We start from the raw sequence: 26,659 nt of genomic DNA, 5'->3' as shown, positions 1-26,659 counted from the left end.
TAATCACAATCACTGCGCCCTGTGCTCACACGAATCGCCCTCTCCGACCAAGCCTCGCGTTGTTCCACCTGCGTTCTCGGGCAAATCTGCCTGCCGGTGGGAATGAGCTCGGATGACGTGCGCAAAATGGACGAACTCGTCGAAGAGCGCATCCGCATCAAGAAAGGACAGACGCTCTACGCGCTCGGCGAGCCGCTCGAAGCGGTGTATGGCATCCGTTTCGGCACGCTCAAGACGCATGTGACGCTCGAAGACGGGCGGCACCAGATCACCGGTTTCCATCTGCCGGGCGAGATCGTCGGGCTGGACGGCATTGGCGAGATGCGGCACGTATCGGACGCCACGGCACTCGAAGACACCGAAGTGTGCGTCGTGCGTTACGACGACCTGCAACAGCTCTCGCGCCGACTGCCCTCGCTGCAGCATCAGTTCCTGCGCATCATGAGCAAGGAGATTTCGCAGGATCACCTGATGCTGCTGACACTCGGTTCCATGCGCGCGGAAGAACGGCTGGCGGCGTTCCTGCTGAACCTTTCCAAGCGCTCGGCGCAGCGCGGTTATTCTTCGACCGAGTTTGTGCTGCGCATGAGCCGCGAAGAGTTGGGCAGCTATCTGGGCCTGAAGCTCGAAACCGTGAGCCGGCTGTTCTCGCGCTTTGCCGAGGCCGGGCTCATCCAGATCCGCCAACGCCACGTCAAGCTGATCGACCTGGCAGGCCTGCGCCAGGTGATGAGCGGCCAGGCTGCCTAAGCTGCCACTCACCGCCCGCCCCTCTTACACGAGCGGGTGTTCATGCGCTTCGAGTTTGCCGATGCCCGGCGACACGTACAGCGTGAGCGCGCTCGACAATCCGCACAACAGCCAGAACACGAAGAACGACACGGTATAAACGGCCTCGTCTGATACCGTGATCTGCTCGCCAAAGAAGCTCAGGTCGGCCGGGTTCACGACCGCGAACACGACCAACTCGGCCAGCGCGGCGCACAGGAACGCCGGCCACAGGATCCACATCAGCAGCCGACGCTTCATCGAGCGCCTCCGCGAACGTCATGGACCGGCACCGCGACAGGCTTTTCGACGACGAGCCCGCGTCGCACCACGTTGTCGTGGATCACCGCATCCGGGTGCGATGCCGCCAGCCAGATGGTCACGCCGCAGCCGATCATGGCAACGAACGGGCCGGCCATCAGGAGCCACGGCCAGGGTTCGCGCCACCACGGCCGGGCGGACGAGGAAGATTGCGTTGCATGCATCGTTGCCTCCTGTTGAGATGCCGCCTCAGCGCGGCACGATGAAACTGGACGGCTCGCGCAGCACGAGGCTGTGGCTGTCATTGTCTGCGTGGATGACAAACTGAATCTTGTGTGAACCGGGAGCCGTGTCATCAGCCGGTCGGCGCACGCGCACCGGCAGCAGACGGTTGGCTGCGGGAGGCAGCACCAACGTGGTGGATTCCCCCCGAGCGCCCTGCACGTCGAGTTGCGGCAACCCTTCTGCGGCAATGGTCACGTGCAGCGGCTGCTCGGAAGCGTTCATCAATTGGAGGCGATAGACGTTCTCGATCTTGCCGCCATCCACTTCGCGCGCGAGCGCACCGCGATCGCGGATGACGTCCACCTTGAGCGGTTGACGCATGGCCAGCGCAGCAACAAAGCCGGCGACGAGCACCACCATGATGGTCGCGTACACCAGCACACGCGGGCGCAGCATGTACCGGCGAGCCTCCTTCGGGTTGAGCCCCTCGAGCATGGCCCGCTCAGACGTGTAGCGGATCAGGCCGCGCGGATAGCGCATCTTGTCCATGACCTGATCGCACGCGTCGATGCAGGCACCACACCCGATGCACTCGTACTGCAAGCCCTGGCGGATGTCGATGCCGGTCGGACACACCTGCACGCAGATGCTGCAGTCAACGCACGAACCCAGGCCTTGCGCTGCAAAGTCGGCATTGCGCGAACGGCTGCCGCGCGGTTCGCCGCGCTGCGTGTCGTAGGTCACGACGTAGGTGTCGCGGTCGACCATCACGCTCTGGAAGCGTGCATACGGGCACATGTAGCGGCACACCTGCTCGCGCATGAAACCGGCATTGCCCCACGTGGCGAAGGCGTAGAACAGCATCCAGAACATTTGCCACGGCCCGAGCGAGAGCGTCCACACCTGCAGGCCCAGTTCGCGGATCGGCGTGAAGAAGCCGACGAAGGTGAAGCCCGTCCATAGCGCGATCAGCAGCCAGGCGGCGTGCTTGGCTGCCTTCAGGCGCAGCTTGCGCAGGCTCCAGCGCTCGCCGTCGAGCCGGATGCGGGCGAAGCGGTCGCCTTCGATGCGCCGCTCGATCCACATGAAGATTTCGGTGTAGACCGTCTGCGGACACGCATAGCCGCAGAAGAGCCGCCCGGCCACCGCCGTAAACAGAAAGAGCCCCAGCGCGGACAGCACCAGCAGCACCGTCAGGTAGATCACGTCCTGCGGCCACAGCACGAGGCCGAACAGGTAGAACTTCCGTGCGCCCAGGTCGAACAGCACCGCTTGGCGGCCATTCCACTGGAACCACGGCAAGCCATAGAAGACGGCCTGCGTGGCGAGCACCAGCCAGACGCGCCAGCGGGCAAACGCCCCTGTCACCGCGCGCGGGTAGATCTTGCGCCTGACCTCATAGAGCATCTGCTCGGTCGGGCCTTCGTCTGCGCCCGCGGCTGCAGTGGCCGGCGCCATCGGGCGCCAGGCGGCTTCCCGATCGCTCATGGCCGTGCGCCCGCGCCCGTGTTCGACAGGCCCCACACGTAGGCGGCGAGCATGCGGATCTTTTCGGGGGACAGCAGGTTCTCGTGTGCCGGCATGGTGTTGCTGCGGCCCTTGAGGATGGTCTCGACGATGGTCGCTTCGGAACTGCCGTACAGCCACGTGCGGTCGGTCAGGTTGGGCGCGCCCAGTGCCTGGTTGCCCTTGCCGGTGGCCATGTGGCAGGCCGCGCAGACGGACTTGAACGTGGGCTCGCCGCGCGCTGCCTTGATCGGGTCGTACGACAGGCCCGAGAGCGAGCGCACATAGTTCGCCACATTCACCGCCTGGTTGGCATCGACCACACCAGCCAGCGACGGCATCGTGCCCTGCCGCCCCTTGGTGATCGTCGTCAGGATCGTGTCCGGATCGCCGCCGTACAGCCAGTCGTTGTCGGTCAGATTCGGGAAGCCCTTGGAGCCGCCGGCGTCGGAGCCGTGGCACTGCGCGCAGTTGTTCAGGAACAGGCGCTGGCCGATCTCGTGCGCCTGCGGGTCTGCGGCGATCTGCTTGATGTCCATGCTCGCGTAGCGCTCGTAGACGGGCCGTACCTGCGCATCGGCCGCGGCCCGATGCGCGGCCAGCTCGCCACGCGTGGAGAACCCGAGCACGCCGCCATAGGCACCGAGCCCTGGATAGAGGATCAGGTACGCCACGGCAAAGATGCACGACAGCAGGAACATCCACATCCACCAGCGCGGCAGCGGATTGTTCAGCTCGCGCAGGTCGCCGTCCCATACGTGACCGGTATCGTCGCCCGCCTTCTGCCCCGGGGCGATCTGGATACGCCGCTGCGAGAACAGCAGCCACACGCACCACGCGATGCCCACCAGGGCTATCGCCGCGATGTAGTACCCCCAGAAATCGGAAATGAAGTCGCTCATGATTGGGTGTCCTTATTGACGCGGGTGCGACGCATCGATGCTCGCCCCGGCGACCTCAGCCTCATCAGGCAGCATGAAGGGCAGCATCGCCGATTCGGCATTGGCGGCGCGACGATGCGCCGAGAATGCCCACCAGGAGATGCCCACGAACAGCACCAGAAACACTGCCGTAGCGATTGCACTCAACATGGCCATGGTTTACTCCTTTGCCGCCACCGTGGACGGCGCGGCGGCTGCGGCCACATCGCCCACGTTGCGCAGTTCCACGCCGAGGCCCTGCAGATAGGCCACCACGGCGTCTTCCTCGGTCTTGCCGGCAAGCTGCTCGCGTGCACCGGCAATCTGCGCATCGGTGTACGGCACGCCAAGCTGGCGCAGCACATGCATCTTCGTTTCGATGTCGCGGTTGTCGAGCGGCGTCTTGGCAAGCCACGCGTAAGACGGCATGTTCGACTCAGGCACCACCTCGCGCGGGTCGCGCAGGTGGATGCGATGCCAGTCGTCGGAATAGCGCTGGCCCACCCGCGCCAGATCCGGACCGGTACGCTTGGAGCCCCACAGGAACGGGTGATCGAACACCGATTCTCCGGCCAGCGAGTAGTGCCCGTAGCGCTCGGTCTCCGCACGCAGCGTGCGCACCTGCTGCGAGTGGCAGCCGACGCAGCCTTCGCGGATGTAGATGTCGCGCCCGGCCAGCCGCAGCGGCGAATACGGCGCGATGCCCTTGACCGGCTCGGTGGTCGAATGCTGGAAGAACAGCGGCACGATCTGCACGAGCCCGGCAATGCTGACGACGACGAGCGTCAGCGCGATCAGCAGACCGACGTTTTTCTCCAGTGTCTCGTGCGAGAAGAACTTCTTGGATGCGTTGCTCATGTTCGTCTCCTCACTGTGCCGCGACCAGCGGTGCCTGCGCGGGTTGAGGAATGGGTGCGTCGACCGCCTTGCTGCCCTGGATGGTCTTGAACACGTTGAAGGCCATCAGAAGCATGCCGCCGAGGAAGCACAGCCCCCCGAGCAAGCGGATCACGTAGAACGGATACGTTGCCTTCACCGCTTCGACAAAGCTGTAGGTGAGCGTACCGTCGGCCTCGGTGGCGCGCCACATCAGGCCCTGCATCACACCGGCAACCCACATGGCAGCGATGTAGAGCACCACGCCGATGGTCGCCACCCAGAAGTGCACTTCGATCAGGCGCGTGCTGTACATGCGCTGCTGGCCGAACAGGCGCGGAATCATGTAGTACATCGAGCCGATGGTGATCATCGCCACCCAGCCCAGCGCGCCGGAGTGCACGTGGCCGATGGTCCAGTCGGTGTAGTGCGACAGCGCGTTGACGGTCTTGATGGACATCATCGAGCCCTCGAACGTCGCCATGCCGTAGAACGACAGCGCCACCACCAGGAACTTGAGGATCGGATCGGTGCGCAGCTTGTGCCAGGCACCCGAGAGGGTCATGATCCCGTTGATCATGCCGCCCCACGACGGCGCCAGCAGAATCAGCGAGAACACCATGCCGAGCGATTGCGCCCAGTCCGGCAGCGCGGTGTACTGCAGGTGGTGCGGGCCTGCCCACATGTAGGTGAAGTTCAGCGCCCAGAAGTGCACGATCGACAGACGGTACGAATAGATCGGGCGCTCCGCCTGCTTGGGCACGAAGTAGTACATCATCCCGAGGAAGCTGGTGGTCAGGAAGAATCCCACCGCGTTGTGGCCGTACCACCACTGCACCATCGCGTCCTGCACGCCCGCATAGGCCGAATACGACTTCCACAGCGACACCGGCAGCTCTGCGTTGTTGACGATATGCAGCAGTGCAATCGTGATGATGTACGCGCCGAAGAACCAGTTCGCCACGTAGATGTGCTTGGTCTTGCGTTTGACGATGGTGCCGAAGAACACGATGGCATAGGCCACCCACACCACGGTGATGAGGATGTCGATGGGCCATTCCAGTTCGGCGTATTCCTTGGAACTGGTGATGCCCAGTGGCAGCGTGATGGCCGCTGCCAAGATCACCGCCTGCCAGCCCCAGAACGTGAACGCCGCGAGCTTGTCGGAAATCAGCCGCACCTGGCACGTGCGCTGCACGACGTAGTACGACGTGGCAAACAGCGCGCTGCCGCCAAACGCAAAGATGACGGCATTGGTATGCAGCGGACGCAGCCGGCCGTACGTCAGCCATGGCACGCCAAAATTCAGTTGCGGCCAGATCAACTGGGCCGCGATCAGCGCACCGACCGCCATCCCGACGATGCCCCACACGATCGTCATGATCGAGAACTGGCGCACTACGCGGTAATTGAAGGTCTGGGTGTGCCGCAACGCGCTGGACGATTCCATGCTTGCTCCCCAAGAGTGTTGGTGTAATACGACCATGTTAAGAAGCGGGCGGCCACCCGGCCTTGACGTGCATCAAGGCTGCGGGCCACGCGCTGTCAAGAAGTTCCATCTCGCGACACGGCGTCGCGCGCAGGCGTGTCGGGGTCGAGCAGGATCGATTCAGCGGGGGCCCGGAGGTCGTCGTACTGGCCGGAACCCACAGCCCACCACAGCGCACCGACGATCGCCGCCACCAGCATCAGCGAGAGCGGAATCAGCAGAAGCAGCGTTTCCATGAGCCCGCCTAAGCCGCGCGTGACAGGCGCCACGCGTTGAGCGCAACCAGCAGCGACGACACCGACATGCCGATGCCCGCAGCCAGCGGCGAGAGCCACCCGAGCGTGGCAAGCGGGATGCTGATCGCGTTGTAGGCGAACGCCCAGCCGAGGTTCTGGCGCACCACGCGCATGGTGCGGCGTCCGATCGATATGGCTTCACTGATGGCGACGAGGCGCGGCTCCGTCAGCACGGCGTCCGCGCCGGCCTGCGCGAGCGGCGCGCCCGAGCCGATCGCGATGGAGACCTGCGCCTGCGCGAGCAGCGGCGCATCGTTGATGCCGTCGCCCACGGCCAGCACGTGTGCGCCTCGCGCCTGCAGCCTGCGCACATAGGCACGCTTGTCTTCGGGGCTGGCACCGCCGACGGCATGGTCTATGCCAAGGCCGTTCGCCCACCACTGCACGGTTTGAGGCGAATCACCCGACACCAGATGCAGGCACAGCCCCTGCGCACGCAGCGCGTCGAGGCAGGCACGCGCATCGGCGCGCGGCACATCGGCCAGCGTGAAGCACGCCAGCGGCGACCCGTCGCGGCCAAGCCAGACCGACGTGCACGCCGCATCGGGCGGTGCCTCCTGCATCGGCGGTTCGCAGCCATAGCGCAGCGAGCGCGGGGGCTCATCCGCATAACGCCGTGCCGCGAACGACCGCACACCCAAGCGCATCGTGCTGTCTCCGACACGGGCGTGGACGCCCTGTCCAGGCACATTTGTCACGGCCGACACCTCGGGCTCGGCAGCCCATCCGGACGCGGCCGAGCGCAGCGATTGCGCGATCGGATGGTTTTCGGATTGCTCCATGGCCGCGGCTATCGCGAGGCACGATTCCGCATCGACGTCGGCGAAGGTCTCGATGCGCACCAGGCGCAGTCGGCCTTCGGTGAGCGTGCCTGTCTTGTCCAGCAGCACATCGGTGACGGCGGCGAGGTGTTCGATGGCGTGGCCGCGCGTGACCAGCACACCGCGCCGCGCCAGCGCTCCACTGGCTGCTGCCAGCGCAGAAGGCGTTGCCACCGACAGCGCACACGGACAACTCACCACCAGCACCGCCACCGTGACGGCAAACATGCGTGACGGGTCGATCCACCACCACGCCACTGCAGCCAACAGCGCCCAGCCGAGCACGACCGCCACAAAGCGCCCCGCTACCCGATCGGCGAGTTCCGCAATGCGCGGCTTGTCAGTCAACGCACGTTCGAGCAGATCGACAATCGCGGACAGGCGCGTCTGCGCTCCAACACGCCCCACGCGCACGCGAATGGCACTGGCCACGTTGTAGCTGCCGGCCAGCACCGTCGCACCGACATCGCGCGGTTGCGGCAGGCTTTCACCGGAGAGGAGCGATTCGTCGATCTCGGTAGCGCCCCGCTCAATGGCGCCGTCGGCCGGCAGGACTTCGCCGGCGCGCACTTCGACGCAATCGCCCGGCTGAAGCAGCGCCACCGGAATGGTCTCGAGGGCGCCTGTCGCCGCGTCGATCCGTCGGCACGTGGCCGGCAACTGGCGCACCAGCGCTTCGGCGCCGGACACTGCGCTCTGCCGGGCGCGCAGCTCGAGATAACGCGCCGCGAGCAGGAAGGCGACGAACATCGTCACCGAGTCGAAATACGTTTCACCGTGACCGCGCACGGTGGCCAACACGCTCGCGCCAAAGGCGGCGCCTATGCCGAGCGCGACCGGCACATCCATGCCGACATGCGCGTGGCGGAGTTGCTGCCACGCACTGACGAACATCGGCCGCGCCGAAATCAGCATCACGGGCACCGTCAGCGCAAGGCTTGCCCACTGCATGAGGCGCGTCTGGCTAAGCGGAATATCGCTACCATGCAGATACACCGGCCACGCATACATCATCACCTGCATCATCCCGACCATGGCAATGCCCAGGCGGATCAGCAGGCTGCGGCGCTCACGGGCCTCGGCCGTGCGGCGCACCGAGGGCTGGTCCGGCCATGCCTCGTAACCGACGTCCGCAATGGCGGCAAACACGCTGGAGAACTGCGTGGCGCCGGCATCGCAAACGATGCGCGCACGTTCCGTGGCGTAGTTCACGGTCACGTCACGCACGCCCTTCACCTGCGACAACGCACGCTCGATGAGCCAGACGCAGGCCGCGCAACGCATGCCGACCAGGACGAGAGCCAGTTCTTCCGTGCCATCAGCACGCGCACGCACGAAGCGTTCGCGCATGACCGGCAGATCATAGGTCGCCCACACGGCTTCGGCCTCGGTGCGGCGCTCGCCGTCGATCGGCTTGGCAAATGCGATGGGGCCGTCGTAGACGTGCCCCATGCCGGAGGCGTGCAGCGTCTGTGCGACGACCTGGCAGCCGGCGCAGCAGAAGTCGCGCCGCTGTCCGGCGATATCAGCGCGCAGCGGAGCCGCCCCTTCCAACGGCGCCGCACAGTGATAGCAAGCGACGCTCGAGGCCCCCGCAAGGCGAAGCGACCCTCCGCCATCGACCGGCAGGGAGGGGCTGGGGGCAAGGGTGGTCCTCATGATGAAGACCATGCTAGCGGGCCCCGGCGTGCTGGCCCTTGATGCGTATCAAGGCTTGGCGATTCAAGGCGTGGGAGCATTTGCGGCGATTACTGCACTCGCCGCGGCTGGTCACCCTCACGCAAGAATGAATCGGCGCCTATAGTAAAAAACTGCACCGGGCAAACAGGAGGGCGCGACGTGGCAACCGAATTCAGCCTGTACAACATCCACTGTGAATGGGGCGAGCACGGGGCCTCTGCCCTGGCGCCGCACTGCGACGCAGTCATCGTGGTCGACGTGCTGTCGTTCTGCACCTGTGTGGACGTCGCCGTGGCGCGCGGCGCACGTATCTATCCATACCCCTGGCGAGATGGCAGTGCAGAAACGTTTGCCCGGCGCGCCGGCGCCATGCTCGCGGGCAATAACCGGAGCCAGCCGGGCTATACGCTCTCGCCGGCGTCACTGCGTGGACTGCCGGCGGGCAGCAGCCTCGTCCTGCCGTCCCCCAACGGGGCAACGCTGGCGCTGGCCACGGGTTCCACGCCGACATTCGCGGGCTGCCTGCGCAATGCGCGCGCAGTGGCGGAAGCCGCTTCGCGCCTGGGCCGGCGCGTGGCGGTCGTCGCTTCGGGCGAGCGCTGGGCGGACGGCAGTCTGCGCCCAGCCCTTGAAGACTGGCTCGCAGCCGGGGCCATCGTGCATCACCTGTCGGAAACGGTGGCGGGCTTCCTGCCGCAGGCGCTGTCGCCCGAGGCGCTGGCGGCGCGCGCGATCTACCGTGAAGCATCGCAGACCGGCATGATCAAGACGTGGCTGCTCGATTCGGTGTCCGGCCGCGAACTGTGCGAACGCGGCTTTGCAGAAGACGTGACCATCGCTGCGCAGACCGACGTGAGCGACGTCGCGCCGATGCTCGTGGAAGGCGCATTCCGCAACGTGAACCGCAAGACCGAGCGCGCGCCGCAAGATTTCTTTGGCGCGAGCCTGCGCCCGGCCCCGGTGCCGCCGTCGCACCGCAATCCGCCGCTGCCGCACTGATCGGCCGGCACGCGGCGGCGGAGGTGCCGTCAGGTCAGTGACGTATCGATGTCGCGCCGCGGCGACTCGAGGTATTCGCGCGACTGCATCTCGATGATGCGCGAGACAGTGCGATGGAACTCGTGGGCCATCTGGCCCTCGGTGTACAGCTCGTCGGCGGGCACCTCGGCCGACATCAGCAGCTTGACCTTGTGGTCGTAGAACACGTCGATCAGCCAGGTGAAGCGGCGCGCCTCGGACGCCATGCGCGGCGTCATCTTCGGCACATCGGCCAGGATGACGGTGTGAAAGCGCGAGGCGATCTCCAGATAGTCGTTCTGCGAGCGCGGCCCGCCACACAGCGTGGCGAAATCGAACCACACCACGCCTCCCGCCTTGCGCTGGGCGCGGATTTCGCGATGTTCGATATGCAGTACCGGCGATTCGTCCGGCACTTCGGCCACGGCGGCAAACGCATCGCGCAGCGCCGAGTTGGCCTTGGCGCCCAGCGGGGTGTGATACGCCTGCACCTGCTCCATCGCGCGCTTGCGGTAGTCGACGCCGGCGTCGACGTTCAGGATGTCGAGCTTCTCCTGCAGCAGCGCAATCGCGGGCAGGACGCGTTCGCGGTGCAGCCCGTCGGGGTACAGCTGGTCAGGCCGATAGTTCGACGTCATCACGAACTGCACGCCGTTGGCGAACAACTGGTCCAGCAAGCGGTGCAGGATCATTGCATCGGCCACATCGCTGACGTGGAACTCATCGAAGCAGATCAGCCGGTACCGCTTTGCGATGCGGCGTGCGAGTTCGTCCAGTGGATCGGCGCGACCGCGCAGCTCCTCCAGCTGACGATGCACCTCGCGCATGAACTCGTGAAAGTGCAGCCGCGTCTTGCGCACCACGGGCACGCAGCTGTAGAACGCGTCCATCAGGAACGACTTGCCGCGCCCCACCCCGCCCCACATGTAGACGCCGCGCGGCAGGTCCGGACGCACCAGCATCTTGCGCAGGGCATTCGAGCGCCGAGCCTTGTAGGCGACCCATTCGTCGTAGCACTGCTGCAGGCGATCGACGGCACGCTGCTGCGCCTCGTCGGGCTGGTAGCCCCGTGCCTTCAGTTCCTGTCGGTAGGTTTCCTGGACGTTCATCTGCTTGAAAGTGCGTAGCGCCGGCCTTTTAGCGGCTCAAATGGACCGATGCCCGGCATCTTGTGGATGACCGGGCACCGTGTGCTCGCCTGGCGGCGTGCGATTACATGTTGAGCTGACGCTTGTCGACGGCCAGCGCGGCTTCGCGCATCACTTCCGACATCGACGGGTGCGGGTGGCAGATGCGGCCGATGTCTTCCGACGCAGCCTTGAACTCCATCGCCACCACAGCTTCGGCGATGAGGTCCGACGCGTTGGCGCCGATCACGTGCACGCCCAGGATCTCATCGGTCTTCGCATCGGCGATGACCTTGACGAAGCCATCGGATGCGCCCATGCCCAGCGCACGGCCGTTGGCCATGAACGGGAACTGGCCGGCCTTGATCTCGCGGCCCTCGGCCTTGAGCTGCTGCTCCGTCTTGCCGACCCATGCGATTTCCGGGTACGTGTAGATGACCCACGGAATGCAGTTGTAGTCGATGTGGGGCTTCTGGCCGACGATGCGCTCGGCGACCGCCACGCCTTCGTCTTCAGCCTTGTGCGCCAGCATCGGGCCGCGCACCACGTCACCGATCGCCCACACGTTGGGCAGCTTGGTCGCGCAGTGGTCGTCCACCTCGATGAAGCCGCGTTGGTCCGTCGCCAGGCCGATCGCTTCCAGACCCAGGTTGTCGGTGTTCGGCACGCGGCCGATCGAGACGATCAGCTTGTCGCACTCCAGCACCTGCGCAGCGCCGGCGGCGTCGGTGTAGTTGACCTTCACGCCCTTGGCGGAGGATTCGATCTCGCCAACCTTCACGCCGACGTTGATCTTCAGGCCCTGCTTGGTCAGCAGCTTGTTGGCTTCCTTGGCTACGGATTCGTCCGCCGCACCGAGGAAGCTCGGCAGCGCTTCGAGGATCGTCACTTCGGCACCCAGACGGCGCCACACCGAGCCCAGCTCCAGGCCGATCACGCCAGCGCCGATCACGCCCAGCTTCTTCGGCACTTCGGCAAACTTCAACGCGCCTTCGTTGTCGGCGATGGTCACGTTGTCCACCGGCACGTTCGGCAGGTGGCGCGCCTTCGAGCCCGTGGCGATGATCACGTGCTTGGCAGTCACGACTTCCGTGCCGGCCTTGCCCGCGATCTCGACCTGGTAGCCGGCGTCGGTCTTGCCGACGAACTTGCCGTAGCCCTTGAGCAGCGTCACCTTGTTCTTGCGGAACAGGAACTCGATGCCCTTGGTCATCTTGCCGACGATGTCGTCCTTGCGCTTGAGCATCTTGGCCACGTCGACCTTGACGCCGTCCACCGTGATGCCGTGGTCGGCCAGGTGGTGGTTCACGTTCTCGAATTCTTCGGACGAGGCCAGCAGCGCCTTGGACGGAATACAGCCCACGTTCAGGCACGTGCCGCCCAGACGCGGCTCGCTCTTCGGATCGTCATAGGCATTGCCTTCGCAGCACGCCACGTTCAGGCCCAGCTGGCCAGCGCGGATGGCGGCGATGTAGCCGCCGGGGCCGGCGCCGATCACCAGCACGTCAAATTGTTTGCTCATGGAGAAATCCTTTGGTCCGTCGTTTCCACTCAAGCGGAAACGTCAACAATCGGTTTCAACCTGTTCACGTCCGTTGCGAGCGGCCCGAAGTTGATCCGAGACGTGCAACCGTACATGGGTACGGTGAACATCGCAGGTTCAAGATCGGGTCGCGCAACAGGACCGTGGGCAGGTTTACAGATCCAGCAGCAGGCGGGCCGGGTCTTCCAGCGCTTCCTTCATCGCCACCAGGCCCAGCACGGCTTCGCGGCCGTCGATGATGCGGTGGTCGTACGACATGGCGAGGTAGTTGATCGGACGGATCACGACCTGGCCGTTCTCGACCACCGGGCGCTCCTTGGTAGCGTGCACGCCCAGGATGGCCGATTGCGGCGGGTTGATGATCGGGGTGGAGAGCATCGAGCCGAACGTACCGCCGTTCGAGATCGAGAACGTGCCGCCGGTCAGGTCGTCCAGCGTCAGCTTGCCGTCCTTGGCCTTCTGGCCGAATTCGGCGATCTTCTTTTCGATGTCGGCCAGGCTCATCTGGTCGGCATTGCGCAGGATGGGCACCACCAGGCCGCGCGGCGAGCCGACCGCGATACCGATGTCGAAGTAGCCGTGGTAGACGATGTCGTTGCCGTCCACCGAGGCGTTGAGGATCGGGTACTTCTTCAGCGCGTGGACAGCCGCCTTCACGAAGAACGACATGAAGCCCAGCTTCACGCCGTGGGTCTTCTCGAACTGGTCCTTGAACTTGGCTCGCAGGTCCATCACCGGCTTCATGTTGACTTCGTTGAAGGTGGTGAGGATTGCGTTGGTCGACTGCGACTGGATCAGGCGCTCGGCAATACGGGCGCGCAGGCGGCTCATCGGCACGCGCTCTTCCGGACGGTCGCCCAGGGCAGCGAAGTCCACGGGCGCCGCCACTTGCTGCAGCGCCGGACGTGCGGCTTGCGGAGCCGCGGCAGCAGCCGGCTTGGCGCCACCGGCCACGGCACCCAGCACGTCGCCCTTGGTGATGCGGCCATCGCGGCCCGTGCCGGCCACCTGGCCAGCCGACAGGTTGTTCTCGGCCATCAGCTTGGCGGCCGACGGCATGGCCACGCCACCCGTGGCTGCGGCAGCCGGTGCCGGCGCAGCGGCGGCCGGAGCCGGTGCAGCTGCTGCAGGCGCCGGTGCGGCGGCGGCCGGGGCGGCAGCGCCAGCCTTGCCTTCGGTGTCGATCTTGGCCAGCAGCTGCTCCGACGTGACGGTCGCGCCGTCCGCCACCAGCACCTCGGCCAGCACGCCAGCGGCCGGCGCCGGCACTTCCAGCACGACCTTGTCGGTTTCGACTTCGATCAGGATTTCGTCCTGGGCCACGGCTTCGCCCGGCTTCTTCTTCCAGGAGATCAGCGTGCCTTCTTCAACGGACTCGGAAAACTGCGGGACCTTGACATCAACGATAGCCATTTCAGTGGTTCCTTGGATTCATGTGCGCGCGCTCGATTGCATTTGCGACGCGGCGCTTCTATTCGGTAAACGGTGAAATCGGGAGCGGAGATGCGCCAAGGCGACAGCCGAAGCTGCCGCCCTGGTGCGCGCGTCGCTTACTTGGTCAGCACGAAGCCCTTGAGCTTGGCGAATGCTGCGTCGATCAGCGCCTTCTGCTGCTCGTTGTGCTTCGCGTAGTACCCCACTGCCGGCGATGCAGAGGCCGGGCGGCCCGCGTAGCCCAGCTTCTGACCTTCTGTCATGTTTTCCATGATGTAGTGCTGCACGAAGAACCAGGCGCCCTGGTTCTGCGGCTCGTCCTGGCACCACACCACCTCGGTCAGATTCGGGTATTTTTTCAGCTCAGCCGCGAACGCCTTGTGCGGGAACGGATAGAGCTGTTCCACGCGGATGATCGCGGTGTCGGTCAGGCCACGCTCCTTGCGGGCGTTGACGAGGTCGTAGTAGACCTTGCCCGAGCATGCGACCACGCGCTTGACCTTGGCCGCGTTCAGGTCTTCGGCCGTGTCGCCGATGACCGTCTCGAAGTGGCCCTTGGCCAGGTCCGACAGCGGCGAGACGGCATCCTTGCTGCGCAGCAGCGACTTCGGCGTCAGGATGATCAGCGGCTTGCGGAACAGGCGGATCATCTGGCGACGCAGCAGGTGGAAAATCTGCGCCGGCGTGGTCGGCTGCACCACTTGCATGTTGTGGTCTGCGCAGAGCTGCAGGTAGCGCTCCAGGCGCGCCGAGCTGTGCTCCGGGCCTTGGCCTTCATAGCCGTGCGGGAGCATCAGCGTCAGGCCCGAGGCGCGGCCCCACTTCACTTCACCCGACGAGATGAACTGGTCGATGACGACCTGCGCACCGTTGGCGAAGTCACCGAACTGGGCTTCCCAGATGACGAGTGCATTCGGCTCGGCCGTCGAGTAGCCGTACTCGAAGCCCATCACGGCTTCTTCGGACAGCACCGAGTCGATCACGGTGAACGGTGCCTGGTTGTCCGACACATTCTGCAGCGGGACGTACGTACCGGCATCCCAGCGCTCGCGGTTCTGGTCGTGCAGCACAGCGTGGCGGTGCGTGAACGTACCGCGGCCGGCATCCTGGCCGGTGATGCGCACCGGGTAGCCCGATGCCACCAGCGACGCAAAGGCGAGGTGTTCGCCCATGCCCCAGTCCAGCGGCAGCTCGCCCTTGCCCATCTTGGCGCGGTTGTTGACGACGTTCTCCACCAGCGGGTGCAGCTTGAACTGCTCGGGGATCGTGGTGATGCGCTCGGCCAGGCGCTTGAGCTCGGCCATCGGCACGGCGGTGTCGGCGGCATCCGTCCACTTGCGGTTCAGGAACGGCATCCAGTCCACGGCGAACTTGTTCTTGAAGTTCGACAGGACCGGGTCGACCGTGTGCTTGCCGGCGTCCATGGCGGCGCGGTATTCCTGCACCAGCGCGTCCGGCTCTTCCGGCTTCAGCGTGTTCTGCGTGACGAGCTTGTCTGCGTACAGCTTGCGCGTGCCGGGGTGCTGGCCGATCTTCTTGTACATCAGCGGCTGCGTCATTGCCGGCGTGTCCTGCTCGTTGTGGCCGAGCTTGCGGTAGCAGATGATGTCGACCGCCACGTCCTTCTTGAACTCGGTGCGGAAGTCGATGGCCAGTTGCATGGCCAGCACGACGGCTTCCGGATCGTCGCCGTTCACGTGCAGCACCGGCGCCTCGATCATCTTGACGACGTCGGTGCAGTACAGCGTCGAGCGCGAATCGCGCGGGTCCGACGTCGTGAAACCGATCTGGTTATTGATGACGATGTGGATCGTGCCGCCCGTGCCGTAACCGCGCGTCTGGGCGAGGTTCAGCGTTTCCATCACGACGCCTTGGCCGGCGAAGGCCGCGTCACCGTGCACCTGCACGGCCAGCACCTGCTCGCCGGTCTTGTCGCCGCGGCGCTCCTGGCGCGCCTTGACGGAGCCTTCCACGACAGGGTTGACGATTTCCAGGTGCGACGGGTTGAACGCCAGCGACAGGTGCACGGGGCCGCCCGGCGTGGTCACGTCGCTCGAGAAGCCCTTGTGGTACTTCACGTCGCCGGCCGGCAAGTCGTCCACGTGCTTGCCTTCGAATTCGGCAAACAGGTCGGCCGGCATCTTGCCGAGCGTGTTGACCAGCACGTTCAGACGGCCGCGGTGGGCCATGCCGATGACGATTTCCTGAACGCCCTTGGCACCGGCGTGCTGGATCAGTTCGTCCATCGCCGCGATGAAGCTCTCGCCGCCTTCGAGCGAGAAGCGCTTCTGGCCGACGTACTTGGTATGGAGGAAGCGCTCGAGGCCTTCGGCGGCCGTCAGGCGTTCCAGGATGTGCTTCTTCTTTTCAGCCGAGAAGGTCGGCTTGGAGCGGATCGACTCCAGGCGCTCCTGCCACCAGCGCTTCTGCGCCTGGTCGCTGATGTACATGAACTCGGCACCAATGGAGCCGCAGTAGGTTTCGCGCAGGTTGTTGATCAGCTCGCGCAGGCTCATCGACTCCTTGCCGAAATACGTGTTGCTGGCATTGAAGATGATGTCCTGGTCGGCTTCGGTAAAGCCGTAGAAAGCGGGGTCGAGGTCCGGAACCGGCGGGCGCTCCTGGCGCTTGAGCGGATCCAGGTCGGCCCAGCGCAGGCCCACGTTGCGGTACGCGGCAACCAGCTGCGTCGCGGCCACGCGCTTGCGGCCCATGTCGGAGTCGGCAGAGGCGACGATCGTGCGGATCGGGCCTTGCTTGGCGCGCTCGGCAAACGACGTGATGATCGGGGCGTGGGGGATATCCCGGGCGTTCGAGCCGTCGACGGCGGGGACGTTCTGCAGCGCATCGAAATAGGCGCGCAGTGCCTCGCTAACGGACGTGGGATCTTGCAGATACGCTTCGTACTGGTCTTCAACGTAGGCGGCATTGCCACCGGACAGGTACGAGGTGTCCAGGTACTGCTTGTACAGCTCAGTCATGGGGCGCTCACTTTTCTCCGGGTCTGCCGGAGTTCAGCGGGTTCATCAACCTTCCGCGACACGGCTTGACCGGTTAGCGGATCGCAAACTTTGAATCGCCTGAAATCACCTGGTCGGACCGGATCTCGCGTGGCGGGAAGGAGGGACCGAGACAGCTTTTACAGACAAGTTGTGCGGGAAGGACCTAAGTCTTCACGGACAGGAAGCATAGCACGTTTATGATCAATATTCCGGTTCTTTGACGCGACAATGAAACGTTGCTTTATCGCGTCGAAAGCATGACTTTGATCACATTCCGGCCGGCGAGATGCGGTCCACCCAATCGGTGATCAATCCGTCCAGTCCGGCGCTCCACAGCCGCTGCGCGCGGTCGACGTCGTTGACGGTGTAGCAACAGACGCGGAAGCCTGCCGCGTGGGCCTGCGCGATGATCTCCGGCGTCAGTTCGCGGTGGTTGGCGTCGAGCGCCACGCAATCGAGGGCACGCAGGCGAGCCAGCCAATCCGCTGGCAGCTTGTCGAGCAGCAGCGCACGCGGCAGTTCCGGCGCGGCATCGCGCGCGGCGGCCAACGCCTCTTCCGAGAATGACGACAGCAGCGGCGGCACGTCCGCGCCCGCCCACAGCGCGCGGGCATCGAGCGCAACCGCCGCCCCCGTGCGCCATTCCGCGCCCGGCACCGGCTTGATCTCGATGTTGGCGAGCAAGCCGTTGGCGCGCAGATAGCGTGCGATGGCCGCAAGCGTCGGCACCGGCTCGCCGGCGTAGGCAGCGCTATGCCAGCCGCCGGCGTCCAGCTGGACGATCTGGTCGAGCGTGAACGCATCGAGCCGGCCGGTGCCGCTGGTCGTGCGATCCAGCGTCGCGTCGTGCAACAGCACCGCAACGCCGTCGCCCGACAGCTTCACGTCGAACTCGAACATGCGGTAGCCGAAGGAGGCGCCGTGGCGGAACGCGGCCAGCGTGTTTTCCGGCGCGAGCTTGCCTGCGCCACGGTGCGCGATCGCGCGCGGATACGGCCAAGCCGGCAAGGGGCGCACGTCGCTCATGCCAGGGCCTCGATGCGGCGCGTCGTCTGCGGGTCGAACCAGTGCAGGTGATCGGCCGAGGCCGTGATCGGCAGCTTGTCGCCTGCCTTCACCGTCGCGTGCGGTTCCAGGCGCACGACGATCGGGTGCCCGGCCAGGGAGCCGTACGCGAACGCATCGGCGCCCAGCGCTTCCACCACGCGCACATCGACGAAGGCGATGGCCTGATCCGCCGAGCATGGCTCGATATGCTCCGGACGCAGGCCCATCAGCGCACGCTCGGGCAGGTGCAAGCCCATCGGCAGGTGGCCCAGCGTTGCCGCGGCATCACCCTCCTTCGCGCCATCCACGCGGATCTGCGTGCCGCCGCCGGCATGGCGTGACACGGGCACCAGGTTCATCGGCGGCGAACCGATGAAGCCTGCCACGAACGTGCTCGCGGGGCGCGAATACACCTCCAGCGGCGTGCCGATCTGCTCGACGCGGCCAGCGTTGAGCACCATCATGCGGTCGGCCAGCGTCATGGCTTCGACCTGGTCGTGCGTGACGTACAGGCTGGTGGTGCGCAGGCGGCGGTGAAGCTCCTTGAGCTCCAGGCGCATCTGCACGCGCAGCTTGGCGTCGAGGTTGGAGAGTGGCTCGTCGAACAGAAACACCGCCGGCTCACGCACGATCGCACGGCCCATGGCCACACGCTGGCGCTGGCCGCCAGAGAGCTGCCGCGGCTTGCGATCGAGGAGCTTGCCAAGTTCGAGAATGCCCGCGGCCTGCTCCACACGGGCTTGAATATCTGCCTTGGGCAAGCCGCGGATCTTCAGCCCATATGCCATGTTGTCGAACACGCTCATGTGCGGATACAGCGCGTAGTTCTGGAACACCATCGCGATGTCGCGCTCGGCCGGTTCCAGTTCGTTGACCACGCGGTCGCCGATCCACACCTCGCCGCCGGTGATGGGCTCCAGGCCCGCCACCATGCGCAGGAGCGTGGACTTGCCGCAGCCCGAGGGGCCGACGATGACGATGAATTCACCATCGCCGATTTCCATGTCGATGCCGTGCACGACCTGGAGGTTGGCGTAGTGCTTCTGGACGTTGCGTAGAGACAGTTTTGCCATCTTGAGTCTTCGATTCTTTTATTTCTCGGTTTCCACCAGGCCCTTCACAAACCACCGCTGCATGCCGATCACCACGGCAGCAGGCGGCAGCATGGCGAGCATCACGACGGCCATTAGCAGGTTCCAGTCGGTGGCGGAATCGCCGGAGCGCGAGATCATCTGCGTCACACCCAGCACGATCGGCGTCATGTTCTTTTCCGTCGTGATGAGCAGCGGCCAGAGGTACTGGTTCCAGCCGTAGATGAACTGGATCACGAACAGCGCCGCGATGCTCGTGCGCGAGAGCGGCAGGACCACGTCCCAGAAGAACTTGAGCGGGCCGGCGCCGTCGATGCGCGCGGCTTCTGCAAGCTCGTCCGGAATGGTGAGGAAGAACTGCCGGAACAGGAACGTGGCCGTCGCCGATGCGATGATCGGAATCGTCAGGCCGAAGTAGCTGTTCAGCATGCCGAGGTCGGACACGACCTTGTATGTCGGCAGGATGCGCACTTCCACCGGCAGCATCAGCGTGACGAAGATCAGCCAGAAGAAGGTCTTGCGCAGCGGAAAGCGGAAGTAGACGATCGCGAAGGCGGAGATGATGGAGATCGCGATCTTCCCGAGCGAGATGCCCAGCGCCATGATGAGGCTGTTCATCAGCATGGTGCCGACCGGCGTGGCGGAGTTGCCCATGCCGTGCGTGAGCACTTCGCTGTAGTTGTCGATGAGGTGCGGACCGGGAATCAGCGTCATCGGCGCCTGCAGCACGTCTTCGGCCGTCAGCGACGAGGCGACGAAGACCACATACACGGGAAACGCCACGACGATCACGCCCAGGATCAGCACGACGTGGGTGAGGAAGTCCAGGAATGGACGGCGTTCGATCATGAAGTGTGCCCTCCTTTCAGTATTGGACTTTGCGTTCAACGTAGCGGAACTGCACGATCGTCAGCACGATCACCAGCACCATCAGGATCACCGACTGCGCCGCCGAGCCACCGATGTCCAGCCCGCGCACGCCGTCCTGGTACACCTTGAAGACGAGCGTCTCGGTCGCCTTGAACGGGCCGCCCTGCGTGACCGAATCGATGATGGCGAAGGTATCGAAGAACGCATACACGACGTTTACGACCATCAGGAAGAACGTGGTCGGCGAGAGCAGCGGAAAGATGATCGACCAGAAGCGCCTCCATGGCCCGGCACCGTCGATGGCCGCTGCCTCGATCAGCGATTTGGGGATGCTCTGCAGCCCGGCCAGGAAGAACAGGAAGTTGTAGCTGATCTGCTTCCACGCCGCGATGATGACCACGAGCAGCAGCGCCTGGTTGCCGTTGAGCACGAAGTTCCAGTCCACGCCCATCTTGCGGATGACGAACGACACGATCCCCAGCGACGGGTTGAACAGGAAGCTCCAGAGCACGCCCGCCACGGCCGGCGCAATCGCATACGGCCAGATCAGCAGCGTCTTGTAGAACGTGGCCCCACGCAGCGCGCGGTCGGCAAAGTACGCCAGCGCCAGCGAGATCCCGAGCCCGACCAGCGTCACGCCGATGGCAAACACCGCCGTGGTCTTGAACGAGCCGAGATAGTTCGGGTCGGCAATGAGGTCGTGGAAGTTCTCCAGCCCGACAAACTCGAGGTTGATGCCGAAGGCGTCCTGGCGCAGCAGCGACTGATACAGCGCCTGCCCTGCGGGCCAGAAGAAGAACACCAGGGTGATGACGATCTGCGGGGCCACCAGCGCATACGGCAGCCAGCGCGATCGGAAAACGACGCGTTTTTCCATGCGACATTCCAAAAACGCACCGCCGGCCTGCTGCTAGCAAGGCCGGCGGTTGACGACAAGCGCAGGGCTGCGCTTATTCCTTGACGGTCTTCTCGAAGCGGGCGAGCAGCTCGTTGCCGCGGGCAACGGCTGCGTCCAGCGCTTCCTTCGGCTGCTTCTTGCCGGCCCAGACGGCTTCCAGCTCCTCGTCGATCACCTGACGGATCTGAGGGAAATTGCCCAGGCGGATGCCGCGCGACTTGTCGGTCGTCTTGACGATCATCTGTTTGACGGCTACGTCGGCGCCGGGATTCTTGTCGTAGTAGCCCGACTTCTTCGTCAGCTCATACGCTTCCAGCGTCACGGGCAGATAGCCCGTCGACTGGTGCCAGTCGGCTTGCACTTCCGGACGGGACAGGTACGTGAAGAATTTCGCCACGCCCTTGTACTCCTCGGCCTTGTGGCCGCCCATCACCCACAGCGAAGCGCCGCCGATGATCGTGTTCTGCGGGGCACCCGCCACGCCGGCTTCGTACGGAAGCGGCGCGGGGCTGAAGCTGAACTTGGCGTTCTTGCGGATGTTCGCCAGCGCCGCGGACGAACCCGTGTGCATGGCGCACTCGCCGGCGATGAACTTCGCCTTCGGCTCGTCCTTGCGGCCGGCGTAGGTGAAGTAGCCCTTCTTCTGCATGTCCAGCAGGTTCTCGATGTGCTTGATCTGCACCGGCCCGTTGAAGTTCAGGCGAGCCTTTGCACCACCAAAGCCGTTGTTCTCCGTGGCGAACGACACGTTGTGCCACGCCGAGAAGCTCTCCAGATGCACCCACGACTGCCAGTCCGTCGTGTAGCCGCAGGAGTAGCCGGCCGCCTTCAGCTTGGCTGCGTCGATGGCCACTTCCTGCCACGTTGCGGGCGGCTTGTTGGGGTCAAGGCCGGCCTTCTTGAAGGCGTCCTTGTTGTAATACATGATCGTCGTCGAGCTGTTGAACGGGAACGACAGCATCTCGCCCTTGTTCGACGTGTAATAACCCGCCACGGCCGGCACGTAGGCCTTCGGGTCGAACTTCTCGCCGGCGTCCTTCATGATCTTGGCGACCGGCACGATGGCGCCCTTGGCGTTCATCATCGTTGCGGTACCGACCTCGAACACCTGCAGGATGGCCGGTGCATTGCCGGCGCGGAAGGCCGCGATGCCCGCAGCCAGCGATTCATCGTACTGGCCCTTGTAGACCGGCACGACCTTGTAGTCGGACTGGCTCGCGTTGAACTTGTTGGCGATCTCATTCACCTTGTCGTTCAAGGCGCCTTCCATCGAATGCCACCACTGGATTTCCGTCACTGCGTACGCGCCTTGCGCAAACGTACACGCGGCCAGCACTGCCGCCGCCCCCGCAATCCTTTTGATCGTCATTGTTTCTCCTGTATTACGACGTTCTGGCGGGCTGCCTCGCTCCGCCCCACGGCGCGCCGACTCTAAACGAACGGTCGGACACTTTTATGACAGCGGGATGTTACGTCTCTTTCTGTCACAAAGACATCGGGAAATCCCTCCAAAGCTTGCCGACAAAGCGCCGTTAGAATGGATTGAAGGCAATCTTTCCCCGCTTTTTTTGCACTTGCAGCATGCTCGCTCCGCCCACCACACCTGCCGCCCCCGACTCGCCTGAAACCGCGCCGGTCCTTGCCGCACGGCGCGTTCCGCTACCGCTGCGCCAGCTTCCCGATGATGCACTGCGCAACATCGTCGGCGTCTTCACCGACGTGGACGGCACGCTGACAACGCGGGGCAAGCTCCCCGCGCTGACGTACTCCGCGCTCGAGCGACTGCACCGCGCCGGCATCAAGGTTGTACCTGTGACGGGGCGTTCGATCGCGTGGTGCGAGGTCATTGCGCGGCTGTGGCCCGTCGATGCGGTGATCGGCGAGAACGGCGCGTTCGCCATGCGCGTCGATTCGCGCGGGCACCTCGCCACCGATTTCGTCGACGATGCCCAGACGCGCGCACGCAATCTCGAGCGCATCCGCGAGGTGGGCGCGGAGATCCGGCGCGCGGTACCGGGCTCGGCGCTGGCGTCGGACCAGGCGTGGCATGCCGCGGATCTCGCCGTCGACCATGCGGAGCAAGTCCCGCCGCTGCCCCCGCACGCCGTGCAGCACATCGTCGACATCATGCGCACGCACGGCATGCATGCAACGGTGAGCTCGATCCACGTCAACGGCTGGTTCGGCAAGCACGACAAGCTCAGCGCCAGCGTGTCGCTCGCGCGCCGCGCATTCGGCATGGACCTGCACGTCGAGCGCGAACGCTGGGTGTTCGTGGGCGACTCGGCCAACGATGCGGCGATGTTCGAGTTCTTTCCGCTCTCCGTGGGCGTGGCCAACGTGGTCGACGTGATGGATCACCTGCCGATGCCGCCCGCCTACCTCACCGTGGCCGAAGGCGGCGGCGGTTTCGCTGAAGTGGCGGAGCGCATTCTTGCCGCGCGGCCGCCATCCCTGCCCGCGCCGCGCGCCTGACCACTCCTGCGTTCCCTGCCGCACGCGGCACGGTGCTTGCGCCGAAATTGGGCGTTGCACCGCTTTGCATCACGTGACGGCCTCATAACGGTGCAGACGGCGGCAGCGCCCTTTCAACGTCCCGACAGGAGGTTCCCCATGCAAACCCAGGAACTGCGGCAGCGGTTCGAACACGCTGAGAACACCATCGCCGAACTCGCACGGACGTGCTCCACGCACCAGGACGTGCCACAGTCGCTGAAGCAGTCGATCCAGGAACTGGACCAGCAAGCCCGCGAGTGTCACTCGCGTGTGCAGGACGGCAACGAGCAGACGTTCATTGAGGCGGTCGACAAGCTCGAGGCCTGCTCCGACCGCGCCAAGATGGCCTGCCAGAACGCCAGCAACGTCGACCAGACCGTGCAGTCCGCGGTGATGCGCACGCACCAGGAACTCTCGCAGCTCAAGCACAGCCTGCATTGAGCGCCCGACGGCATTCACGCAAAAAAAGAGGCGGATTCCCTCATCGGAAATCCGCCCAATCCCAATCGCCAAGCTCGACGATATTCAGCGCAGCCGGCTTCGATGATGCTTCAGTCGAAGCCGAGCTCCTGCAACTTGCGTGTGATGGTGTTGCGCCCGATGCCCAGGCGCGTCGCGGCTTCAACGCGGCGGCCGCGCGTGACGCCAAGGGCCGCCTCCAGGATGGCCTTCTCGAAGCGGCGCGTGAGGAGATCCATCACGTCGGGCTGACCGGCCTCCAGCATGGCCTTGGCTTCGCCGGCCAAGGCGCGCTCCCAACCCGCCGTCGACGAGGCGCCCGCGGCGACGGTGGTCGTCAGCACGTCGCTGGCCGCAGTCGCGCCATACGGCTCGTGCGACGGCTCGCTGACGAAGACCGGCCGTGCCGCGCCCTCGCCCGTGGCAGGCAGCATCTGCGCGCTGCCGCGCACCAAGTCCGCCGGCAGGTCCTTGATCTCGATCATCTGCGCCGGCGCCATCACGGTCAGCCAGTTGCAGAGGTTTTCCAGCTGGCGCACGTTGCCCGGAAACGGCAGCGTCGCGATATGCGCCAGCGCCTCATCCGACATGCGCTTGGGCTCGACGCCCAGCTCCTTTGCGCTCTTCTGCAGAAAATGGCGCGCGAGCAGCGTGATGTCTTCCGGGCGCTCACGCAGGGCCGGCAGGCGCAGGCGGATCACGTTGAGGCGGTGGAACAAGTCCTCGCGGAACAGGCCGTCCTTGACGCGCGTCTCCAGGTTCTGGTGCGTGGCCGCGATGACGCGCACGTTGGCCTTGAGCGGATTGTGGCCGCCGACGCGATAGAAATGCCCGTCCGACAGCACGCGCAGCAAGCGCGTCTGCAGGTCGAACGGCATGTCGCCGATTTCGTCGAGGAAGAGCGTGCCACCCTCCGCTTGCTCGAAGCGACCGCGGCGCATGGTCTGCGCGCCGGTAAAGGCGCCGCGCTCGTGGCCGAACAGCTCGGACTCGAGCAGGTCTTTCGGGATCGCGGCAGTGTTCAGCGCGATGAAGGGGCCGCTCGCCCGCGGGCTGTGCTTGTGCAGCGCGCGCGCCACCAGCTCCTTGCCCGTGCCCGATTCGCCGGTGATCAGCACGGTCACATTCGATTGCGACAGCCGGCCGATCGCCCGGAACACATCCTGCATGGCCGGCGCCTGGCCCAGGATCTCGGGCGCATCGCCGAGGCGGTCGTCGATCTCTTCCTCACGCAGGCTTTCTTCCAGCGCGCGCCGGATGAGCTCGACCGCGCGGTCCACGTCGAACGGCTTGGCGAGGTATTCGAACGCCCCGCCCTGGAACGCTGCGACGGCGCTGTCCAGATCGGAATACGCCGTCATGATGATGACGGGCAGCCCCGGGTGCCTCGCGCGGATGGTCTGCAGCAGATCGAGCCCGGAGCCACCCGGCATGCGTACGTCGGAGATCAGGACTTGCGGCGTCTCTTCATCGAGCGCATTGAGCGCATCGCGCACGTTGGTGAAGCTGCGCGAGAGCAAGCTCTCACGCGCGAGCGCTTTTTCGAGGACCCAGCGGATGGATTGATCGTCGTCGACTATCCAGATTGGCTTCATGTGTTGGTTCGTCTGCTTGACTTCGTCTCGCCTGATCCCTCGCGCCGCTTCAATGCAGCGGCACGAGAATACGGAAATCGGTCTGCCCCGGTCTGCTCTCGCACTCGATTAGACCGTCGTGCTGCTGCACGAACGTCTGCGCGAGTGTCAGGCCCAGCCCGCTTCCGCCTTCCCGCCCCGACACCAGCGGAAAGAAAATGCGTTCGCGGATGTCGTCCGGGATACCAGGACCGTTGTCCACGACATGCAAGTCCAATGCCAGCTTGTAAAGCTGTTTTGCGATCGTGACTTTGCGGGCGACGCGCGTGCGCAGGATGATTTCCGCATCGCCCTGGGCCATGCGGGGACCAAGCGCATGCGCCGCGTTGTGGACGATGTTGAGCACGGCCTGGATGAGCTGCTCCTTGTCGCCGCGGAACTCCGGCAGGCTCGCGTCGTAGTCGCGCACGATACGCAGCCCTTGCGGAAACTCCGCCAGCACCACGGAGCGCACGCGCTCCAGCACCTCGTGGATGTTCACGTCGCCCACGATATGCGGGTGCCGGTGCGGCTCCAGCAAGCGGTCAACCAGCGTCTGCAGCCGGTCGGATTCCTTGATGATGACCTGCGTGTACTCGCGCAGTGAGCGCTCTGGCAGTTCGAACTCCAGCAGTTGCGCGGCCCCGCGGATGCCACCCAGCGGGTTCTTGATCTCGTGCGCGAGGTTGCGGATCAGTTCCTTGTTGGCGGATGACAGGTCCAGCAAGCGCTCCTCGCGTTCGCTGCGGATCTTCTGCTCGTTTGGCAGCAACTCCAGGAGCACCGCGCCCGGCGCAAAGTCGATCGCCCCGACCACGGCGTGCGCGTGCAGCGTCTCCTGGCCCAGGCGCTCGAGCGACACATCGCGGCGCTTGGCGTCGAACTGCCGCCCCGCCACGGTGGCGATCATCTCGGCCAGCTCGGACGGCTCCGCAAACAGCTCGTGCAGCGACATCTCCACCAGCTGGCGACGTGACACGGCCAGGGCAGCTTCCGCGGCGGGGTTGGCGTAGAAGATCGTCAGCGCCGGATGGCGGACGAAGAGGACGGGATTGGGCACCGCGTCGAGCCCGGGGTACGACGGGGGTGCGCCATGCGAAAACGGAATGGAGGGCAGCCCGTCGAGAGATTCGGGAACACCTGCCGACGGCGCGGAAGGCGTCGTCTGTTCCTGGACATCGCGGCGTGCCGCTTTGGGAATCAGTCGACGCGTCACTCAG

General features: G+C 65.1%; 24 protein-coding genes. 4 read left to right on the top strand and 20 right to left on the bottom strand.

The window, feature by feature from the left end:
• Nucleotides 1-21 precede the first annotated feature (21 nt).
• A complete protein-coding gene (fnr, locus tag KHN96_RS20665; protein WP_082062820.1) occupies nucleotides 22-750 on the top strand; it encodes a fumarate/nitrate reduction transcriptional regulator Fnr in 729 nt (242 codons plus the stop codon).
• Between the two features lie 24 nt (nucleotides 751-774).
• On the opposite strand, the gene KHN96_RS20660 is transcribed toward fnr, so the two are convergent.
• The 9 genes from KHN96_RS20660 to KHN96_RS20620 all read right to left on the bottom strand — a co-directional run bounded on the left by KHN96_RS20660 (nucleotide 775) and on the right by KHN96_RS20620 (nucleotide 8,821).
• Nucleotides 775-1,029, bottom strand: coding sequence for a hypothetical protein (locus KHN96_RS20660; RefSeq protein WP_045786647.1), 255 nt, complete (start codon nucleotides 1,027-1,029; stop codon nucleotides 775-777).
• Nucleotides 1,026-1,253, bottom strand: coding sequence for a FixH family protein (locus KHN96_RS20655; protein WP_045786646.1), 228 nt, complete (start codon nucleotides 1,251-1,253; stop codon nucleotides 1,026-1,028). Before KHN96_RS20655 ends, KHN96_RS20660 begins: the two co-directional genes overlap by 4 nt.
• Nucleotides 1,254-1,278: 25 nt before the next feature.
• Complete coding sequence (gene ccoG / locus KHN96_RS20650) at nucleotides 1,279-2,742, bottom strand: cytochrome c oxidase accessory protein CcoG (protein WP_045786645.1); 1,464 nt, start codon at nucleotides 2,740-2,742, stop codon at nucleotides 1,279-1,281.
• The gene (gene ccoP / locus KHN96_RS20645; RefSeq protein ID WP_045786644.1) at nucleotides 2,739-3,662 is read right to left on the bottom strand and encodes a cytochrome-c oxidase, cbb3-type subunit III; all 924 of its coding nucleotides are present in this window, start codon (nucleotides 3,660-3,662) and stop codon (nucleotides 2,739-2,741) included. Before ccoP ends, ccoG begins: the two co-directional genes overlap by 4 nt.
• A 12-nt stretch (nucleotides 3,663-3,674) precedes the next feature.
• Nucleotides 3,675-3,857: a cbb3-type cytochrome oxidase subunit 3 gene (locus KHN96_RS20640; protein WP_062737534.1), complete on the bottom strand. Its 183-nt coding sequence runs from the start codon at nucleotides 3,855-3,857 to the stop codon at nucleotides 3,675-3,677.
• Nucleotides 3,858-3,860: 3 nt separating this feature from the next.
• Nucleotides 3,861-4,538, bottom strand: a complete 678-nt coding sequence (gene ccoO, locus KHN96_RS20635) for a cytochrome-c oxidase, cbb3-type subunit II (RefSeq protein ID WP_045786642.1) — start codon at nucleotides 4,536-4,538, stop codon at nucleotides 3,861-3,863.
• 10 nt (nucleotides 4,539-4,548) lie between these two features.
• Nucleotides 4,549-6,006, bottom strand: coding sequence for a cytochrome-c oxidase, cbb3-type subunit I (gene ccoN / locus KHN96_RS20630; protein WP_045786641.1), 1,458 nt, complete (start codon nucleotides 6,004-6,006; stop codon nucleotides 4,549-4,551).
• 95 nt (nucleotides 6,007-6,101) lie between these two features.
• Nucleotides 6,102-6,281, bottom strand: a complete 180-nt coding sequence (ccoS, locus tag KHN96_RS20625) for a cbb3-type cytochrome oxidase assembly protein CcoS (RefSeq protein WP_045786640.1) — start codon at nucleotides 6,279-6,281, stop codon at nucleotides 6,102-6,104.
• An 8-nt stretch (nucleotides 6,282-6,289) separates the two neighbouring features.
• Nucleotides 6,290-8,821, bottom strand: coding sequence for a heavy metal translocating P-type ATPase (locus KHN96_RS20620; RefSeq protein WP_062737541.1), 2,532 nt, complete (start codon nucleotides 8,819-8,821; stop codon nucleotides 6,290-6,292).
• Nucleotides 8,822-9,001: 180 nt separating this feature from the next.
• Between KHN96_RS20620 and KHN96_RS20615 the strand changes: the two genes are divergently transcribed.
• Nucleotides 9,002-9,841 carry a 2-phosphosulfolactate phosphatase gene (locus KHN96_RS20615; protein ID WP_045786639.1) on the top strand — a complete coding sequence of 280 codons (840 nt, stop codon included), beginning with the start codon at nucleotides 9,002-9,004 and terminating at the stop codon, nucleotides 9,839-9,841.
• Between the two features lie 29 nt (nucleotides 9,842-9,870).
• Here the strand turns inward: KHN96_RS20615 and zapE are convergent, their stop codons facing one another.
• From zapE to ugpB, 9 genes are all read right to left on the bottom strand, one after another.
• Nucleotides 9,871-10,968, bottom strand: coding sequence for a cell division protein ZapE (gene zapE, locus KHN96_RS20610; protein WP_045786638.1), 1,098 nt, complete (start codon nucleotides 10,966-10,968; stop codon nucleotides 9,871-9,873).
• A 103-nt stretch (nucleotides 10,969-11,071) separates the two neighbouring features.
• Nucleotides 11,072-12,508, bottom strand: coding sequence for a dihydrolipoyl dehydrogenase (lpdA, locus tag KHN96_RS20605; protein ID WP_045786637.1), 1,437 nt, complete (start codon nucleotides 12,506-12,508; stop codon nucleotides 11,072-11,074).
• Between the two features lie 174 nt (nucleotides 12,509-12,682).
• Nucleotides 12,683-13,942, bottom strand: coding sequence for a 2-oxoglutarate dehydrogenase complex dihydrolipoyllysine-residue succinyltransferase (gene odhB / locus KHN96_RS20600; RefSeq protein ID WP_045786636.1), 1,260 nt, complete (start codon nucleotides 13,940-13,942; stop codon nucleotides 12,683-12,685).
• Nucleotides 13,943-14,079: 137 nt separating this feature from the next.
• Entirely contained in the window at nucleotides 14,080-16,944 is a 2,865-nt protein-coding gene (locus KHN96_RS20595) for a 2-oxoglutarate dehydrogenase E1 component (protein WP_082062819.1), read from the bottom strand.
• Between the two features lie 288 nt (nucleotides 16,945-17,232).
• Nucleotides 17,233-17,991 carry a glycerophosphodiester phosphodiesterase gene (gene ugpQ / locus KHN96_RS20590; RefSeq protein WP_062737533.1) on the bottom strand — a complete coding sequence of 253 codons (759 nt, stop codon included), beginning with the start codon at nucleotides 17,989-17,991 and terminating at the stop codon, nucleotides 17,233-17,235.
• A complete protein-coding gene (locus KHN96_RS20585) occupies nucleotides 17,988-19,085 on the bottom strand; it encodes a sn-glycerol-3-phosphate import ATP-binding protein UgpC (protein ID WP_045786634.1) in 1,098 nt (365 codons plus the stop codon). Before KHN96_RS20585 ends, ugpQ begins: the two co-directional genes overlap by 4 nt.
• A gap of 18 nt (nucleotides 19,086-19,103) precedes the next feature.
• A complete protein-coding gene (gene ugpE, locus KHN96_RS20580; RefSeq protein ID WP_045786633.1) occupies nucleotides 19,104-19,952 on the bottom strand; it encodes a sn-glycerol-3-phosphate ABC transporter permease UgpE in 849 nt (282 codons plus the stop codon).
• A gap of 16 nt (nucleotides 19,953-19,968) precedes the next feature.
• A complete protein-coding gene (gene ugpA, locus KHN96_RS20575) occupies nucleotides 19,969-20,850 on the bottom strand; it encodes a sn-glycerol-3-phosphate ABC transporter permease UgpA (RefSeq protein ID WP_062737532.1) in 882 nt (293 codons plus the stop codon).
• 73 nt (nucleotides 20,851-20,923) lie between these two features.
• Nucleotides 20,924-22,240 (bottom strand): sn-glycerol-3-phosphate ABC transporter substrate-binding protein UgpB, encoded by a 1,317-nt coding sequence (ugpB, locus tag KHN96_RS20570; protein WP_062737531.1) that lies wholly within the window; start codon nucleotides 22,238-22,240, stop codon nucleotides 20,924-20,926.
• A 212-nt stretch (nucleotides 22,241-22,452) separates the two neighbouring features.
• On the opposite strand from ugpB, the gene KHN96_RS20565 reads away from it, so the two are divergent.
• Together KHN96_RS20565 and KHN96_RS20560 are read left to right on the top strand one after the other, a co-directional pair.
• A complete protein-coding gene (locus KHN96_RS20565; protein WP_062737530.1) occupies nucleotides 22,453-23,346 on the top strand; it encodes an HAD family hydrolase in 894 nt (297 codons plus the stop codon).
• A gap of 138 nt (nucleotides 23,347-23,484) precedes the next feature.
• Nucleotides 23,485-23,808, top strand: coding sequence for a hypothetical protein (locus tag KHN96_RS20560; protein ID WP_045786629.1), 324 nt, complete (start codon nucleotides 23,485-23,487; stop codon nucleotides 23,806-23,808).
• A 110-nt stretch (nucleotides 23,809-23,918) separates the two neighbouring features.
• Here the strand turns inward: KHN96_RS20560 and ntrC are convergent, their stop codons facing one another.
• Both ntrC and glnL read right to left on the bottom strand, forming a co-directional pair.
• Nucleotides 23,919-25,421, bottom strand: coding sequence for a nitrogen regulation protein NR(I) (gene ntrC / locus KHN96_RS20555; RefSeq protein WP_045786628.1), 1,503 nt, complete (start codon nucleotides 25,419-25,421; stop codon nucleotides 23,919-23,921).
• A 49-nt stretch (nucleotides 25,422-25,470) separates the two neighbouring features.
• Nucleotides 25,471-26,655: a nitrogen regulation protein NR(II) gene (glnL, locus tag KHN96_RS20550; protein ID WP_045786627.1), complete on the bottom strand. Its 1,185-nt coding sequence runs from the start codon at nucleotides 26,653-26,655 to the stop codon at nucleotides 25,471-25,473.
• Between the last annotated feature and the right edge of the window lie 4 nt (nucleotides 26,656-26,659).

The organism is Ralstonia mannitolilytica (genome assembly GCF_905397375.1).
GTDB lineage: Bacteria > Pseudomonadota > Gammaproteobacteria > Burkholderiales > Burkholderiaceae > Ralstonia > Ralstonia mannitolilytica.
The sequence above is the reverse complement of the archived record's forward strand: the minus strand, read 5'-3'. Positions and strand labels throughout refer to the sequence as shown.